Below are 15,976 nucleotides of genomic sequence, written 5' to 3' on the forward strand. Positions count from 1 at the left end.
GGCCAGTTGTGTTGCAAGCACTTCTGGCTTTTTCATTGTATATGGTGCCCATTTTTAATTAAACATGCAATTATTGTCTTATCATTACCCTCCTTCCTTCTAACGTTAGGTGGCTAGATTTAAAAGTCTCCATAATTTTCATAACCTTGGTAAAAGACCAGGAACGGGGAATTCGTCCTGTAAAAGTCTCTTTGGTTTGGGAACCTTCAAATACAATATCCAGGTCGTACCAGCGTGAAAACTCCATCATCACGGTATGCATATCCGCGTCTGTAAAGTCGAAAAACCCGTCTTTCCACGCCATCACCTCCGCGACATCAACCTCACTAACTGCAATGGCAGTACCCGTACCTATTGCCTGTTGTCCCGGTTTAAGAATTTTTGTTTTGCCTGCGGTGGTTACGGCCACCGAACCTTCCAATAGCGTCGTCTTAACGAGCCCCATTTTAGGATAGGCGTTGACATTAAAATGCGTACCCAATACCTCCACCATCTGTTTACCCGTTTTTACCCGAAATGGTTTACGAGCATCGTGGGCAACCTCGAAATAAACTTCTCCAGTGATTTCGACCTCCCGAACTATCTCGGTAAAAGCGGTGGGGTAATTGATCGATGATGCCGCATTCAGGTAGACTTTTGTTCCATCGGTGAGTACGAGACGGTATTGACCGCCCCGTGGTGTGCTGAGCGTATTCCGAATGCCGTGCTTCTCGTTCCCGTGCTGCTCGTATGATACTGTGCCATCCGTTGCCTTTCGGATGATTGTATTGCCTTGACTGGCAAGTTCACCATTTTGGACATGGTTCAGGGTAATTTGTCTGCCATCTGCCAAAGTCAAGATAGCTTTGTTGCCACCTGGGGCAAAATCCGCAGTGATGGTAGCAATTACCTGCTCCTCCTTAAAACTTCTATTTACAAGCAGATAGGTTCCTAAAGTCGAGATGATTAATACGCTTGCTGCAACCATGACTTTTACCCAAAGCGATACCAACTTATTTGGGTGTGAGGGCGGCAGCTGTTCATCTGTCGAGGGGGCTTCGATCGTATTATTGATGCGGTGAAACAGCGTAGCCTTAGCCTTCTGCTGCTGCGCAGTTGTTAGTTTATCGGTAATATTGGGATGGTCTTCAAACGATTGGAACCAGGTTTCCAGTTCCTGCATGTCCTCGTCTGTAGCCAGGCCCCGCTCAAACTTATCTATTAATGATAGGATGTGGGCATTTTTGTCGTCCATTGTTCTCGCTTTATATAAAGGAGTACCGCTGCGAAACAATAGCGGGAACGTTTTTTTTAAGAAATTTTTGAAATGATGGTAACGTGTTGTTTGTCAAAAAGATAATTATCACGAAGAATGGTTAAAAGAATAGCATACAGGCCAAAATTAGGTTGATGGGGTAGCCCTTGAACTGCGCGCGTATGATATTCATAGACTTTGTAATGTGTTTACGTACCATGGCCAGCGATATCCCTAGTTTGTACGCGATATCCTGGTTTGATAATTGGTCCATACGGCTAAGCAAAAAGACATTGCGGCAGGCGTTAGACATTTTTTCGGTTGCCCGGGATATTTCATCCTGAAGTTGCTTTGTTTCCAGTACCGTATCAGGTGTTAACGGCTCCAGCTGTTCGGTATAAATTGCCGAATTTACATAATTGTCATGCACCTGCTGTGAACGGTAGGTTTTGTATAGCTGGTATTTTACGGCAGTGCGGAGGTATGCCTCCAGGGAATTCACCTGAATAGTCTCCCTGCGCAGGTAAAGGTCCACAAAAACATTTTGCACGATCTCTTCAGTAGATTCCATGGATAGGCCACGTTTTCCTGCCATATCAATTAGCATCTTCCAATAACGGTCGTATAGTTCGGCAAAAGCAGCGCGGTCGTCTTCGCGCTGGATCAAATCCAGAAGCATTTCGTCCGTACAGTATGATGCGTATTTTGCCATAATTTATAAACAGAGGCAAAAATAAACTGTTGCTACTACGCTAATATGGAGTTCGTATTAAGTAATTATTAAGTTTTGTAGATTTTATGGAAGCATGCATTACATATCCGGCACTTACACATCATCCTACAAAGTCTCTAATAAACAATGTTAAATCAATTGTTATCTTTTTGGTGTGAAATTTGATCTTCTCTGTTGTGTTTATAATTTAACGTGTAATGATATTGAACAAATTAAAATATATTGGAAAAGCAGTGGCACTCTTTAAAGTTTTCAAATCATACAGTCTAACCAACAAGGATATTGCCGATGCTGATAATTTGTCTGTAAATCTTACGGATAGGAAAGAGGAATTTAAGGTCATTTTAGCGATGGCTAAAGATGCAATCAATGGTCGTTACAAAATAAGTAAATTAAATCTTGGAATCATCGTAGCGACTATTGTATATGTTATCTCACCGTTGGATGCTATTCCTGATATTGTTCCTATTTTAGGATGGGTGGACGATGTTGCCATTGTAGGCTTTGCCCTCAGTCGTTTAAAATCGGAAGTAGTTAAATACCAGAAGTGGGCGATAAAGCCGGATTCTTAGCGGTCTAATTTATAGGCGCGACGGAAATAATCACATTTCCTGTTTTCTGACCAGTGTCCGTATAGCGGTGTGCTTGGACGATTTCATCAAGGGTGTACTCCCGGTCGATCACCGGTCGGAACGATCCTTGCTCAGCGATATCCCGCAAATAAAGCGCATCTTCACGGCGCATGGTGGGAATGGGGAACAAAACCTTTTTTCCTTTCCCAAACTGTGTAGTTAAAGCAAGCCAGACGTTTTCCCATCTTTTGCCCAGCTCGGTTGATATATAAACGCCTTGTGGCTTCATCAGCGGTTTGCATTGTCCGAACGAAGTCTTTCCAACAGCATCAAGGACAAAATCGAAACGATGCGCTGTTTTTGTAAAATCCTGACGCTGATAATCGATTGCCTCGTCTGCACCAAGAGATTTGACGAGCTCTATATTTTTGCTGTTTGCCACCCCTACGACAAATGCGCCCATATGTTTCAATAATTGCACTGCGGCAGAACCGATGGCACCCGTAGCACCGTAGACCAGTACGGTGTCTCCTGCATTTACTTTCGCTGCCTGAATGTCGTATAAGGCATAGTGGCTGCCTTCCGTCATGGCAGCGGCCTGCCTGGTATCCATTCCCTTGGGGATGTTAACGACCGCGCCGTCTTCCGAAATTACCTTGTATTCCGCATGTCCGCCAAATTCGCTGTCATCGTATCCAAAAACAAGGTCACCGATAGCATAAGAATTGACATCACTGCCTAATTCAACAACTTCTCCTGCAAATTCACAACCTAGGACCCGAGTCTTTGGACGTAGCAACCCACTGAACAGACGCGAGAGAAAATACTCCGCGCTTCTAAAACCAGTATCGGTTCGGTTAACCGTGCTGAAATGAACTCTTATCAATAGCTCCCTTTCCTTAGGAATCGGGATAGGTACATTTATTATGCTAACCACTTCCGGCCCGCCATACTGGGTATAGACTGCTGCTTTCATATATTTATTCTTGTCCATACCTTAACTATTCTCCCTTAAAATTATTCTGGGGTTTTAAACTTTATTAAGTTCCATATGATGATGGATTCGTTAAATAAAGATAACTCCCGTGTTTTACAATATTATGTATAAATTATTAATTCTACATGATTTATTCCGTTACTACGTCTTGTAGATTAGGAACGGGACAGAGCCCACGCGCTGGCGATTTGCATATACCGGCGCGAGTAGGGGTTAATTTAGTTAATCTTAGTGCCCAGTCTCGATATATTCTTAAATCAATTTCTTTGGTTATTACTTCACCCCTTGGAATGACGAACAGCAAGTCATCGTAAAGCAATGGAACATGTACTATTTATTTTTTTACTCTGGGGGGTAACAAATTAAACCTTCTCTTGATATCCTTATGAATGCGGAAGCAGACGGCGGAATCCGAAAAGCCAAAAGAGTAGGAGAAGTAAATAAACAGTAGAATTATGAAAACTTTACAAAATTTAATCGCAATCGCCTTATTAGGTGTCGTAACATTAACCTCTTGTCAAAAAGATGATCTGCCAGGCGCTCAAGTAGAAGAACGTGAAATTTCTGCCAAGCAGCTGCAAAATAGCAAAAACCCTTACGATGAGGAGGGCGCATTGCACAACGCCTTTCTTGATCACTTTATTGCCAAATCGGATGGAAAAAAAGAAATGAATCCAGAAAAGATGTTGGAAATTTATGCTAGTTTTTATGCCGCGAACGACATGGAGTTTGGTGAAGAGCAGGTTGCGGGCTATCATAAACTATTTGAAGTCTATGGCGAAATGAACATCGAAAGACCAATATCATCGCTTCCACCCAATCTTTGCCGATGGTTCCCCATAATTTGTGAGATTTTAACCCCGTCACCGACTTTTCCATATGCCCTTCCGACCGGACTGTTGAATGCAGAAAATGGCAACAACAGTACCGAACGTACCTTGAAATTTATTCAGGCCGTAAAAGATATTGAAGGAAAGATCCTAGCCGATAAGGAGCTGAGCGACGAAAAGAGAAAAGCCTTACTGAATCAGTATGCCGTTGCACGCTACTCTGCTGGATACTGGCATAATGTCTCTGCGATCCAGAAGGGAAGAAGTGGCTATTACGAATCATTTCAAGACGCAGAAATAGCCGCTCTCTGCCACACATGTGATATCGTCGGGGCCGACGCAGCAGGAGCAGTAGTAGGTGCATTGGTAGGTGGTGTAGGGGCTGGTCCCGGAGCAGCTATTGCTAGTAGTGCGGCTGCACTCGAGAAAGCCTGGAACTGGTTCTGGAATTAATTTAACACGATATCCTACAACAATAAAAGCGGAGTTGATTAGCGTCAACTCCGCTTTTATTGAAAATTATTCAATACCCACTACCGGCCGCTCCCCGTCTACTATTGTGATCTGTCTTATCTCTTTCATTATAAATGATTATTGTTACCCAACCTAGGATATAGATCAGTTTAGTTCGCAAACCATCCCCTTTCTCGTAAACGCTCTATCTGTTGATCAATAGTAAAAGCTTGTTTATTATACATTGGTGTATATGCCAACGTAACGACGAAAAAATCAACTTCGAAAAGCAAAAAGATTTATGAATTAATAATCCCAATACTACTTTTTCGGAAAGCCACAAATTATGACTTCCGTTGTTTCATTCTGTTGCTGTTATGGTGAAACATAACATCTTTTGGGTCTAAAGGCACAATTCTATCATGGTGGTCAACTCCCTAACTGCAGCTTCATTCGGCCAGGTCAGTCCGCTAGACTTAAACCGGATTTTTCCATTGCCGTCAATGACAAATTTTGCAGGAATCCCGTTTACACCAAATGAAGATACCGCAGGGTTCTTTTTCGTATCAGGATCTTTGAGGTCCATGTACAAAGGTAAATCCAGGTTGTGTGTCAGCAAATAATTCACAGCATCTGATTTAGGATCTTTTACAGTCTCCCAGGTATGAATAAAAAGAAACTTTACACTTGGATCATGCTTGTAGTTGTTGACCAGCATTTGCATCGCCGGAAGAGATTTCTTACAAGGTCCGCACCAGGTCGCCCAAAAATCAAGAACAACTATTTTGCCCCTAAAATCAGACAGTGACACTTCTTTGCCTTTGATGTCTGTGACTTTAAAATTTGGCGCTTGCTCGTTCAGCATTTTGGCTTTTATTGAGGCCCTGTATTTTCCTTCAAACTCATTAGTCAACGCTGCTAGGTAAGCATCTGGATCTTTGCCGGGATTCATCTTAACGTAAGCACTTTTTAGTTCGGCATTATAGTCATAATCGGCCAAACCTGCTAGCACTGCTGTTTCCAGCTCTGGAAGCGCTTCCTTGTACCCGCCTGTTTTGCTCATCAGGTAGTAATATTCAGCAGTCAGACTAGCGGTCTTTCTTATGGCATTTTCATAACATTCTTTGATAGCAGCGAAGGCTTTTTTGTAGTCTCCTTGCTTAGCCATCACCTGACTATAAAGATGCAACAGGAACTGCCGGTCTTCCGGCGCATTTGTTGAATTTGCCAGTTCCTGCTCAATTAAAGTTTCTGCAGTTTTCAAATCGAATGCCATGATTCCTGTCGCCACTGATCCTACGTACATGATCCTTGCGGTTTCTGCAATCTGGTTAAAATGGAATAAAGCTTTGGCCGAGTTCTTTGCAACAACAAAATTGTCTACGAGTGTAGCTCTGTATTGGTCAAAACTATCGCCAGGGTGTTCTTTTACAAGGCGTTCAAGAATGAGTTCCTTTTGTAAAGGATCAATGAAGATCTTCAAAGAATCAAGACTGGCCTTATAGGCCGGTTCTGCCTGCTGACTGTATCCCGAGTATCCTGCTGATAGGAGAACGATGAGTAGGAGTATTTTTTTCATGTAGATTGGATTTTATTAATCTTCTTTAAATCTAATAAGGAGCCTATAGGTTTTTTCTCGCAGGAGCAATTTGTACAATTTCACCAAAGCCCGTAAATTTCTTATCGTAAGTACTATTGCTGAATTCTCCCTGACCATTGATGCTGAAATAATATACTTCACCCGCCGCACCATTGTTGACACCGATCACAAGTTGTTTGCTGGTGCTACGCAACATCTCGATATCCTTGATTACGTATCCAGCCGGGAAAGTGTAAATCAGGCGTGCTGATTTTGCAAGTATGTCGTACAAATACACCCTATTGCCAACAGTATAATAAAGTTGTTTTAAGATGGAGGAAGTCGCAAAATTAGTTGCGCTACCAATTTCAGGACTATTTACCATTTCTTGATTAACCCCAGGCTGGGTATTGCCAAAGGGATCATATGTCAAGGACATTAAGTAACGGCCGTCATTATCGTCCATGATGAAATACCACTCAATTTCTTCTTCAAATAGCGTTGACATGCCACGATCGTACGCAATCATTTTTCTTCCCACATTTGCTATGTCAAACGAGCCTGTTGTATTAGGTGCATCTTCCAGAATTCTTGAAAAAATACCCATTCGCATAAAGCGCATGTTGGCATTATTATAAAAATAGGTTAGGTTATACGTGTTAGGAAACACACCCGGGAATAAGTCATAATCGCCGGGAATGCGTTGGCTGAAAGGCTTAATGTCGTCTGAAGTCGAGCCTGAGATGCCAGCATATAAGCCGCCATCCGCAACAATGAACTGGTCAAATTTCGAGGTGTTCAAAATAAATACCGGTGCACTTTTAAAGGGAAGCTGTGTAGCCAAATTCGGAAGTATAGAACTTTTATCACCAAGCTCGAGCCAGTCGTTCATGTTAAACCGATACACATTCTGATCGGTGAAATAATAAAAGAAACCACCTTTCCCAAAATTATATAAGGCTAATGGCTTTCCCGAATAGGTCTTATTATTGGCCACTTCCATCGGATTGTCAAAGATCACATCATCCGACCGGATCAAAGAAACCTTGCCTTTCCCATCCTTGCTATTGACCACATACCAGCCATTTGGATAGACTCCGTTTACCACAACGGTATAACGCTGTAGCGCATAAATGCCATTTTTATTACTGGTTACCTTATAAGTTATCAAATACGTACCTGGACTTAAGGTCACTTTTATGCGCAAATTTTTGGAATCAGCGATTACTTCGGAATCCATTGTCCAACTGTAGGTAAATGAATCACCTGCAGGCATTGTTTCTGTTAATGTTGGAGTAATGATCAGCGAATCCAGTTGAGGTATCGTAAAACTTGTTGTTGCATCGGTAATCTTAATGTCGTTAATTGGCTCGTATTTAGATAGATTATTATCTTTACTACAGGCAAATGTTAGCATGATTGCTGCAATCATGCTAAGCTTAAAAATATGTTTTAAATGCATAATATCTAAGTTAAGGGAAAGAAATCTCGTTACCGTTCTCATCCAACAGTGGACCATTTGCAGCTTCATAATCGGCTAGTGCATTTCTCAGCGTCACGGGGAAGTTTAGATAACCGTCAAACCCGATATTCTCGTAAGAGAAATCAGTTATACCCAGTACTTTAACCATGAATTTGTATTTTTCGGCGCTAAATTCTCCGAAATCCGCATCTAGAATATCCCAATAAGCAGGCCTGGTGTACATATTGGATACCTCTATCGTCAGATATCTAAAGTTTTCCTCCGTACCCTGATTAACGCTATTGGCAGGTGTCTGGCCTAAAGTACCTAGCGTAAAGTCCTTGGTTTCTGCCGGCTCCAACACGATTTTATAAACATTGCTTGCCATTCCAACAGAGTTGATCAGTACAAGGGGATAGTTAAACATGGAGACGCCAGGCGGAATAGTCACTTCTTTTAGCTCAAAATCTACACCCGCCGTTGCAGTCGTTCCCTCAGCTGTTTTTAGCAATACAGTACGTGGCTGATCGGACAGCTTTCCGGTAAGCCTCAAGGGTATATACATGGTATCCCTTGTTTTTACAGTTTTTTGAAACGCAAAAGAGTAACTTCTTGTCGCTGTGGTATGTAATTGTTGATAGGTGTAAGCAAAAAAGCTAACACCATCTTTTCCTTGATAAGTTTCTACCGCTTCTTTCTTACAAGAAAAAAGGGAGAAGACCATCGTCGCATATAATATGTATTTCATAATACGAGTGTGATTAATTTCCATAATTCGGATTAAATTGAAGTTCAGCATCTGGGATTGGGAGCACATACTGCTCTGGGGCCATACTTGGACCAAACTGCATTCTTGTAGAATTGATACGTTTATAATAAAAGAACAACTGCCCTTCCGCATAAAATTCCTTCTGGTACTCCTTGGTGATGGCTGCTGTAAGTGCGGTAGCCGTAATGTCTGTTGCCAGATTAGAAAGCCCCCTGTTTTGGCGCACCGTATTTAAATATTCAACACCCATGGCTGGAGTTGAAGCTGCTTCGGCCAGGATGTAATACATTTCGGCAAGGCGGATACCAGGTACATACTGATCCAGTAAGTTGTCGGTAATCGGCGTTGTAGCAGTAGAGGCCTGCCAGAATTTAGAGGGAAACAAGTTTCCTCCATCCTGCTCAAGGCGGAAAAGGAACCTGATATCTGTACCGCCCCCCGATGTGGTTTCATACAGCGTAGCAAAGTTAGCAGAAGTACGTGTAAGGGTTTGTCCTAAGGCACCTCTAAATCTAAAATATCGTTGTACGGTAGGCAATATATCCCTAACCCTGATCATAAACACCTGCTCGTTGAAATATAGACGGTCACGTACTACCAATCCGGTGCTGACCGCTCCGGCCGCTGCCGGAGTAACAAATGTATATTTGGTAGAATTAATCACTACATTTGCGGCAGCAGCAGCACCGTCCATATCACCACTGTACAATTTGATTCTTGCTTCAAGTGCTTTTACGCCATAGTAATTCAGTTTGTTCCTCCTGCTTCGTAAGTCACTGCTGACAATCGGATCAGCCTGCAACAGCAAATCTTCTGCCTGTTTCAGGTCAGCTAAAGCAAATTGGACTACATCTGCAGTTGTAGATGGGATTTCTGCATTTTCATTGACTTCCTTTTTGTAAGGGATGGCTTTTAAATTGGCACCCGCCGTATATTCAGGACCGAACATGCGCAATAGATCAAAATGTATAAATGCCCTTAAGGCCAAAGCCTCGCCGCGCAGCAGTGCATATGAATTATCGGTTAGCACAGACCGGCTTGTTTCTGTATTTGCGATTATTTTATTTGCTGCGGCAATTGCACCGTAACTGGCAGACCAAATGGCATTGGTATACCCCGCGACTTCCGCTGAAGCAAAGTTCAGGACTTGTGTTTGTTGAAGTGCAACGTCGGCGTTGCTATTAAGTGTCGAATAATTTTGCGCCAGCGCAGAAACGAAGCCCATAGAAAGGTTGTCGCCGTATAGGTTGTTACTGGCCAGCTGGCCATATACGCCTGATAAAGCTTGCTGAAAACCAACTTCTGACGTAAACAGCTGTTCTTCAGATAAATTTGTTTTGGGCTCTACATCCAAAAATTTCTTACAACTGGAAAACACCACAACTATTGACAGAATTCCTATTATTAATATTGTTCTTTTCATTGGGATATGAATTTGTCTTTTGAATTTAAAATCTTGCACTCAGACCAAATGTATATTCTCTGGCAAAGGGGTTGTCTGTACCACGTTCAATTTCAATGGTGCTGAAGTTGGCCAGGTTATTCGTTGTTGCGCTAACGGTCAGATTCTGCAAGCCCAATCTTTTAGTAAATGGGGTTTTGAACTGATAGCTTAAATTAACGGAGCTGAGCTGAATGTTGTTATCACGCTGAACAAACCTAGAGGTAAGTTGTGTTGGTGTTGGTACACCACCAGTAATCCGCCGATACGGACTTACACTACCAGGCCCGGTCCAGCCTAGGTCATATGCTCTTCGATCAACATTGTTGCGCGCATCAACACTTTCCACACGGTTTAACAGCGTACTGTTATAAAGATCAGCGCCATAGTTATAATTGATGCTAAAGTTGAAGGCAAAACCAGCATATAGAAAATTTGAATTTACAGCTCCTGTCCACCTCGGTCGGCTATCACCAACATAGGTCTTATCATTAACATCCCAAACAAAGGTTGGGGTACCATCTAATTTAAGATAGACCTCCTGACCGGTAACCGGATCAATACCCAACGACCTCACCGCATAAATAGCCGTTGTTGACCTGCCCTCAATAAACTGTGCATTTTCAACAGTCTGATCGGCATTATTGGCATTCAATGCCGCATTGAAGGCTTTCAATTTCTCCGAAATTTGTTTTAACACAGATTTATTAGTTGCTGCATTCACAGAAACATTCCATTTTAAGCCTTTACGAGGTTGAGATAGGATGGTGTAACCCAGGTCGAACTGCAATCCCCTGTTCTGGATTTTACCCAAATTTTCAGTATATGAGGGAAAGCCAGTACTAGGTGCCAGCGAAACTGTAGTGAGGGCATTCTGGGTGACTTCATTATAAAACTCCGCATTGAAAGTCAAACGGCTGTTAAAAAATGCAGAAGCGATACCAGCATTCGACTTCAAGACCTGTTGCCAGCTCAAATTTGGGTTTCCTAGTCCGCCCGGGAAAGCACCCACTTCGCCAAAATAGCCTGTACTCGTGCCCAAATTATATCTGAATTGTGCTGCATAAGGATCCTGTACAGATGTGCCGGTAGAACCGTAGCTGCCACGAAGCCTCAACAGGTTGATAGTTTCGCTATCCCTCAGGAACTGCTCATTGTGGATGTTCCATCCTAAACCTGCAGACCAGAAATTACCAAATTTATTGTTTTCTCCATAAGCTGAAGAGCCATCTCTAGTATAGGTGAAATCTGTAAAATACCGGTTATCATAAGAGTAGTTGGCACTTCCGGTATAAGAAAGATTGTTAAGTGTACTTTCGGTTCCTGTAGGCCTGCTGTTTAAATATTGCGCGGCAAACAGGATGTTATCTAAACGATCAAAAGGAAAACCCTGTGTAGAGACGGCATAGGAATTAAACTGTGTACTTGCGAGCCTGAATCCTGCGTAGACTGTAACACCGTGCATCCCGAAATTTTTGTTGTAATTTACCGATCCTGTTCCGTCCATGGTAAAGGAGGTACTGTTGTCGATGGAATAGGTACCCCGCGCACTTAAATCTGCGACCCCATTAAATCTGCTATCGAGAGCTGAATAGAAGTTGTCTATCGTCCCGTTCACTTTTGTGATGCCCAGGCTGCCATTAAACCATAGGGATTTATTGGCATCGTAACGAACAGTAGTGTTGTTCCTTAAATTAAAATTCTTATTTCTATTGTCAATGGTATTGTAAGTAATGTCCATCAATGGATTTAATACAACAGAGCTTACTCCTGTTGCGCCGAAGCCTGTATTGATGTTTTCCAGGTATTTGTTAACATTCCCATTTTCATCGTAAGGTTTCCAGTAAGGATTCAAATCCAGGTACTGACTGAATGAACCATAAGGGGAATCGTTGGAATTAACCTGTGTTCCTATGGTATTATTTTGGAATGTCAGTTTATTCGTTCTGTAACTCAGCGTAAAACTTCCGGCATAATTTTTCCTGTCCTGTCCCTTCATCACGCCCTGTAACATATTTCCGCTAAAGCTTAGGTTAAAGGTCAGCGACTCGTCACCACCCCGTAAAGACAGGTTGGTTCTGTTGTTGATCCCTGTTTGGACAGGAATGGATTTCCAGTCGGTATTTACACCGCTTACCACCGCTTTATACCTTTCCGCATTGATGAAATCACCCCTATAGCTATCAGTGAATCCTACACGTCGCTCAAAATCCAATTTTTCTGCTGCATTCAGCATGTTATAAACAGACAGGTCAGGAGATGATAAAGTAAAATTGTTGCTTAACGAAATTTCTACTTTTCCTCTTGGTGGCAGGATCGTTGTAACAACCATCACACCATTACCCCCACGGGAACCGTACATCGCCGTAGCCGAAGCATCCTTTAACAAAGTGACGGAGGCAATTTGATTCATGTCTAAGTCTACAATAGCCTGTAGTGTAACCTGAAATCCGTCTAGAATAAACAAAGGCATATTGGGATTGCCAGCGAGTTCTGCCCCAAGGGTGGGATAGGATGTTTGTCCACGCATGGTGACCTCGGGAAGCGCATTGATGTTCCCTCCGATTTTGTTGTCGGGAATAATTCTGAAGGATGGATCAAGGGCGGCAATACCGGCAAATACATTCACCGGATTTACAGCCTTAAGCTCAGCAGCAGTCATGGTTTTTGCTGCTCCTGTATAGGTACTAACCTTCTTATCGACCATGCCGGTAATTACCATCTCATTCAGCGCTACCTGCTCCTTCGTCATATAAATGGTATAGTTAGAGTTGGCTGAGATGGGTACTTCCACGGTCTTATAACCTAAAAATTTGAATTCCAAAGATTCACCATCTGTAGCGATACTGATGGTGAATTTTCCGTTTCTATCAGTCTGGACAGCGGACTCCGTGCCTTTAATGGACACCGTAACTCCTGGAATTGGTTTACGGTCCTTGGCATCGCCCACAAAGCCAGAAATGATTTCCTGATTAACCAGGGTATTTGCTTTGCTCACCGGGGTGCCTGCTTTGATGACCACAGTATTGTTGCGAATGACGAAATCCAGGTTCTGCCTGTCAAAAATCTGCGTAAGGACAACGGATAAATCAGCGTCTTTAACGTTGATAGTTACTGGAGAGGAATTTTTTAATAAATTGTCCGTATAAAAAAAGTTGTAACCTGTTTGTTGGTTCAGCTCCTTAAATACAGTTTTAAGTAAAGCATTCGATTTGGTTAAGGTCACCTTTTGGGCGAAGCTCGACGCATTTACCTGCATAAAGCATACTATTATTAGTACGGTAGTTAAGCGCATAGTAAGAAATAGTTTTAGGTACAGCCTTTTAGGCATACCAAATATCCTTGATTTTTGATACATTAGTTGTCAGTTTGGTTAAGCAGCCTCTTTTGCGTTGGACCGTAAGGAGGACTGCAGTTTAACGTTGATTTTTAATTGAATGTTCCAAACTTCTGCCAGGTCCTGATGGCAAGTCGGGGCCTGGTTTCGTTTCATTGCTCTTCAGCTAGTGTAGTTTTCTTTTCATCTGGTTGAATTTAAGGTTAGTATTCAGTTAATTCATATTTTAGTTTATTTTGATACATATACGGTTCGTCCTTTGATATCAAAATGTGCCTCACCTGTTGATTCTACGATTTCAAGCACTTTTGACAGATTATCAAACCTTGATACCTTGCCGCTGAATCGTTCCCTGGTTTTTTCGCCGATGTAGATGACTTCAACATTATACCAGCGCTCGATCATTTTCATGATGGCTTCAATGTGCTCACTTTCAACGACAAACTCGTTGTTCTTCCAGGCAACTACCAGATCAGCATCCGTTTCAACAATCGCTATTTTACCACCAGACAGCTTGGCTTGTTGCCCAGGTTTTAATAGTTTGGAATTACCCAATGCAGATAATTTCACACTTCCTTCTAATAGGGTAGTTTTTTCTACTTCATCATCTGTATAACTGCTGATGTTAAAATGTGTGCCCAATACTTCTATTTCCTGCTTATTTGTTTTTACAATAAATGGGTGTCGTCTATCCTTTGCTACTTCAAAATATCCCTCGCCAATCAGTTTAACCACACGTTTTCCGTTTTGAAGCAGGGAGGCTGAATAGGTGAGGCTTGAAGCGGCATTAAGATAAACACGAGAACCATCAGGCAAAGTCACCTGGTATGTTTCTCCACGAGCCGTCGACAAAGTGTTAATGGCATTTGGATCATATAACTTTTCATCAATTTGGTACATCAGTCTACCATCATCTGTTTTTGTAATGACGATTCCCGATTCTCTGGCTATTTCTCCTTTGGATACACTGGCTAAGCTAATCTTCTTGCCATTTGCCATAGTAAGTGTAGCGCCAAAGTCGCCTGGATTAATTTCCTGTTCCTCAACCTTGACAATAGCCGAAGGAGTTACTGGTCTGTGATTGAAAAAATAAATCCCTGTAAATATTAAGACCAACGATGCAGCAACAGTGGCAATTTTAAACCAGAGTTTAAGTGTTTTATTTTTACGGTCCGGTATGGTTGGCGGTGTTTCTTGAATCTGAATGAACAAATCCCGGTCAACCTTTGCTAATACTTCAGCAATGGCAGGATTGGTTTCATAGCGCTCGTCCTGAATTTCTAGAACCTCGATGATGAGGTCTTTTAACCGATCCTTATCTTCGTCTTGTTCAAAATAATCCATCAAACGTTGTGTTTCTTCAAGACTACACAAGTTTTGGAGGTATTTATTAAATAAAATACGAAGTTGATCAGATGATTCCACGGCTCAATTTTTACAGCTAATACGGAGCTAAGTAAAAAAATCCTTAGTCTGTTAATAAAAAATTAACAATTAATTTTTATTAACAACAGTCAAAATCATAGGCCTTTGAATAAAACACCTAGAACTACAGAAATGGTGAGAGCAGAAGAATCTCTAAAATAGGTCCTTAGAAATCTGTTTGCTTGCAGCATATGACTGCTAATGGTTTTAACATTGATCCCCATAATCTCCTCCACCTCTTTATAAGATTTCCCTTCTAATTTACAAAGGGTAAAGACCATTTTGCGCTGAGGGGGCATCAGGTTTATGGCCTCATGCAATTTTTGAGCATCTTCTTTAGTCAGCATATCCTCCTCAATATGAAGATAGAGCTCGGAGCTCGAAGCGACTATTTTATTCAATAGACGTTTGTCTTTTGCTACTTTTCGAAAATAATCATGTACCAGGTTCTCCGCTATACGGAATAGATAAGATTTAAAAGATTTTTCGGGATCAATCTGTGTTCGCACTTCCCATATTTTGACAAAGAGTTCCTGCAGTATTTCTTTAACCAGATCGTCAGATTTCAGTAATTTAAACAAATTTCCTGCAATCCGAACTTTATAGTTATTGTATAGAATTTCAAATGCACGCTCATCACCGTTTTTCAATCGAAGCAGTAAAAACTTTTCATCAGTGTGATTATTGTTGACCATCCGTCTTACAAATATACAGTACAAACTTATGGTTTAAAAGCACGAAGGCAAGATATTTTGGCATCGCAAAAATGCATACCCACAAAAAATGCGTCATTGTAAGGAAGGATGACGACCTCGAGGCAGCTCCGAAGTAAGCCAATCTGTGTTTACCACCGTAGTACAATAAGCACCACGGTGGTATAATCCATTTACCTAGCAAAGCGGTAAGTGATATTCCACTTTTAAGTTGCAATTCCACTCTTATTCTGACGTGCAGTACGTACAATATTTTGTTTAGCATCTAAAAATGCTCACTGTAAAAGCGAAAAATAAGTAAAATTGCTTTTACAAAAAGCAATTATGGAAAGTCTACTACTGGAATTTCAATCGAAACTAGCCTGAATATGACAAAGCAATTTCTTTCATAGGAAGATAAATTAATGAAAAGTTTCACTGCTGGAAATACA

General features: G+C 41.7%; 12 protein-coding genes. 2 read left to right on the forward strand and 10 right to left on the reverse strand.

What is annotated here, in order from left to right; translation table 11 throughout:
- Window positions 1-70 precede the first annotated feature (70 nt).
- Window positions 71-1,234: a FecR family protein gene (locus FAZ15_RS14075; protein WP_136901951.1), complete on the reverse strand. Its 1,164-nt coding sequence runs from the start codon at window positions 1,232-1,234 to the stop codon at window positions 71-73.
- A 121-nt stretch (window positions 1,235-1,355) separates the two neighbouring features.
- Window positions 1,356-1,946 (reverse strand): RNA polymerase sigma factor, encoded by a 591-nt coding sequence (locus FAZ15_RS14080; protein ID WP_136901952.1) that lies wholly within the window; start codon window positions 1,944-1,946, stop codon window positions 1,356-1,358.
- Between the two features lie 218 nt (window positions 1,947-2,164).
- On the opposite strand from FAZ15_RS14080, the gene FAZ15_RS14085 reads away from it, so the two are divergent.
- Window positions 2,165-2,539, forward strand: coding sequence for a YkvA family protein (locus FAZ15_RS14085; protein ID WP_136901953.1), 375 nt, complete (start codon window positions 2,165-2,167; stop codon window positions 2,537-2,539).
- Between the two features lie 4 nt (window positions 2,540-2,543).
- On the opposite strand, the gene FAZ15_RS14090 is transcribed toward FAZ15_RS14085, so the two are convergent.
- The gene (locus FAZ15_RS14090; protein ID WP_238387260.1) at window positions 2,544-3,533 is read right to left on the reverse strand and encodes an NAD(P)-dependent alcohol dehydrogenase; all 990 of its coding nucleotides are present in this window, start codon (window positions 3,531-3,533) and stop codon (window positions 2,544-2,546) included.
- A gap of 458 nt (window positions 3,534-3,991) precedes the next feature.
- Between FAZ15_RS14090 and FAZ15_RS14095 the strand changes: the two genes are divergently transcribed.
- Window positions 3,992-4,819, forward strand: a complete 828-nt coding sequence (locus tag FAZ15_RS14095; protein ID WP_136901954.1) for a hypothetical protein — start codon at window positions 3,992-3,994, stop codon at window positions 4,817-4,819.
- A gap of 403 nt (window positions 4,820-5,222) precedes the next feature.
- Here FAZ15_RS14095 and FAZ15_RS14100 read toward each other — a convergent pair whose 3' ends face one another.
- The 7 genes from FAZ15_RS14100 to FAZ15_RS14130 all read right to left on the reverse strand — a co-directional run bounded on the left by FAZ15_RS14100 (window position 5,223) and on the right by FAZ15_RS14130 (window position 15,527).
- A complete protein-coding gene (locus FAZ15_RS14100) occupies window positions 5,223-6,398 on the reverse strand; it encodes a redoxin domain-containing protein (RefSeq protein WP_136901955.1) in 1,176 nt (391 codons plus the stop codon).
- Between the two features lie 43 nt (window positions 6,399-6,441).
- The gene (locus FAZ15_RS14105; RefSeq protein WP_162304946.1) at window positions 6,442-7,860 is read right to left on the reverse strand and encodes a PKD-like family lipoprotein; all 1,419 of its coding nucleotides are present in this window, start codon (window positions 7,858-7,860) and stop codon (window positions 6,442-6,444) included.
- Window positions 7,861-7,870: 10 nt separating this feature from the next.
- The gene (locus FAZ15_RS14110) at window positions 7,871-8,608 is read right to left on the reverse strand and encodes a DUF4843 domain-containing protein (RefSeq protein ID WP_162304947.1); all 738 of its coding nucleotides are present in this window, start codon (window positions 8,606-8,608) and stop codon (window positions 7,871-7,873) included.
- Between the two features lie 13 nt (window positions 8,609-8,621).
- Window positions 8,622-10,052: a RagB/SusD family nutrient uptake outer membrane protein gene (locus tag FAZ15_RS14115; protein ID WP_136901958.1), complete on the reverse strand. Its 1,431-nt coding sequence runs from the start codon at window positions 10,050-10,052 to the stop codon at window positions 8,622-8,624.
- Between the two features lie 25 nt (window positions 10,053-10,077).
- The gene (locus FAZ15_RS14120; protein WP_238387261.1) at window positions 10,078-13,329 is read right to left on the reverse strand and encodes a SusC/RagA family TonB-linked outer membrane protein; all 3,252 of its coding nucleotides are present in this window, start codon (window positions 13,327-13,329) and stop codon (window positions 10,078-10,080) included.
- A 309-nt stretch (window positions 13,330-13,638) separates the two neighbouring features.
- The gene (locus FAZ15_RS14125; protein WP_238387262.1) at window positions 13,639-14,751 is read right to left on the reverse strand and encodes a FecR family protein; all 1,113 of its coding nucleotides are present in this window, start codon (window positions 14,749-14,751) and stop codon (window positions 13,639-13,641) included.
- Window positions 14,752-14,927: 176 nt separating this feature from the next.
- Complete coding sequence (locus tag FAZ15_RS14130; RefSeq protein WP_136902090.1) at window positions 14,928-15,527, reverse strand: RNA polymerase sigma factor; 600 nt, start codon at window positions 15,525-15,527, stop codon at window positions 14,928-14,930.
- Between the last annotated feature and the right edge of the window lie 449 nt (window positions 15,528-15,976).

The sequence above is a fragment of the Sphingobacterium olei genome, from assembly GCF_005048855.1.
In the GTDB taxonomy this organism is placed as follows: Bacteria; Bacteroidota; Bacteroidia; order Sphingobacteriales; family Sphingobacteriaceae; genus Sphingobacterium; species Sphingobacterium olei.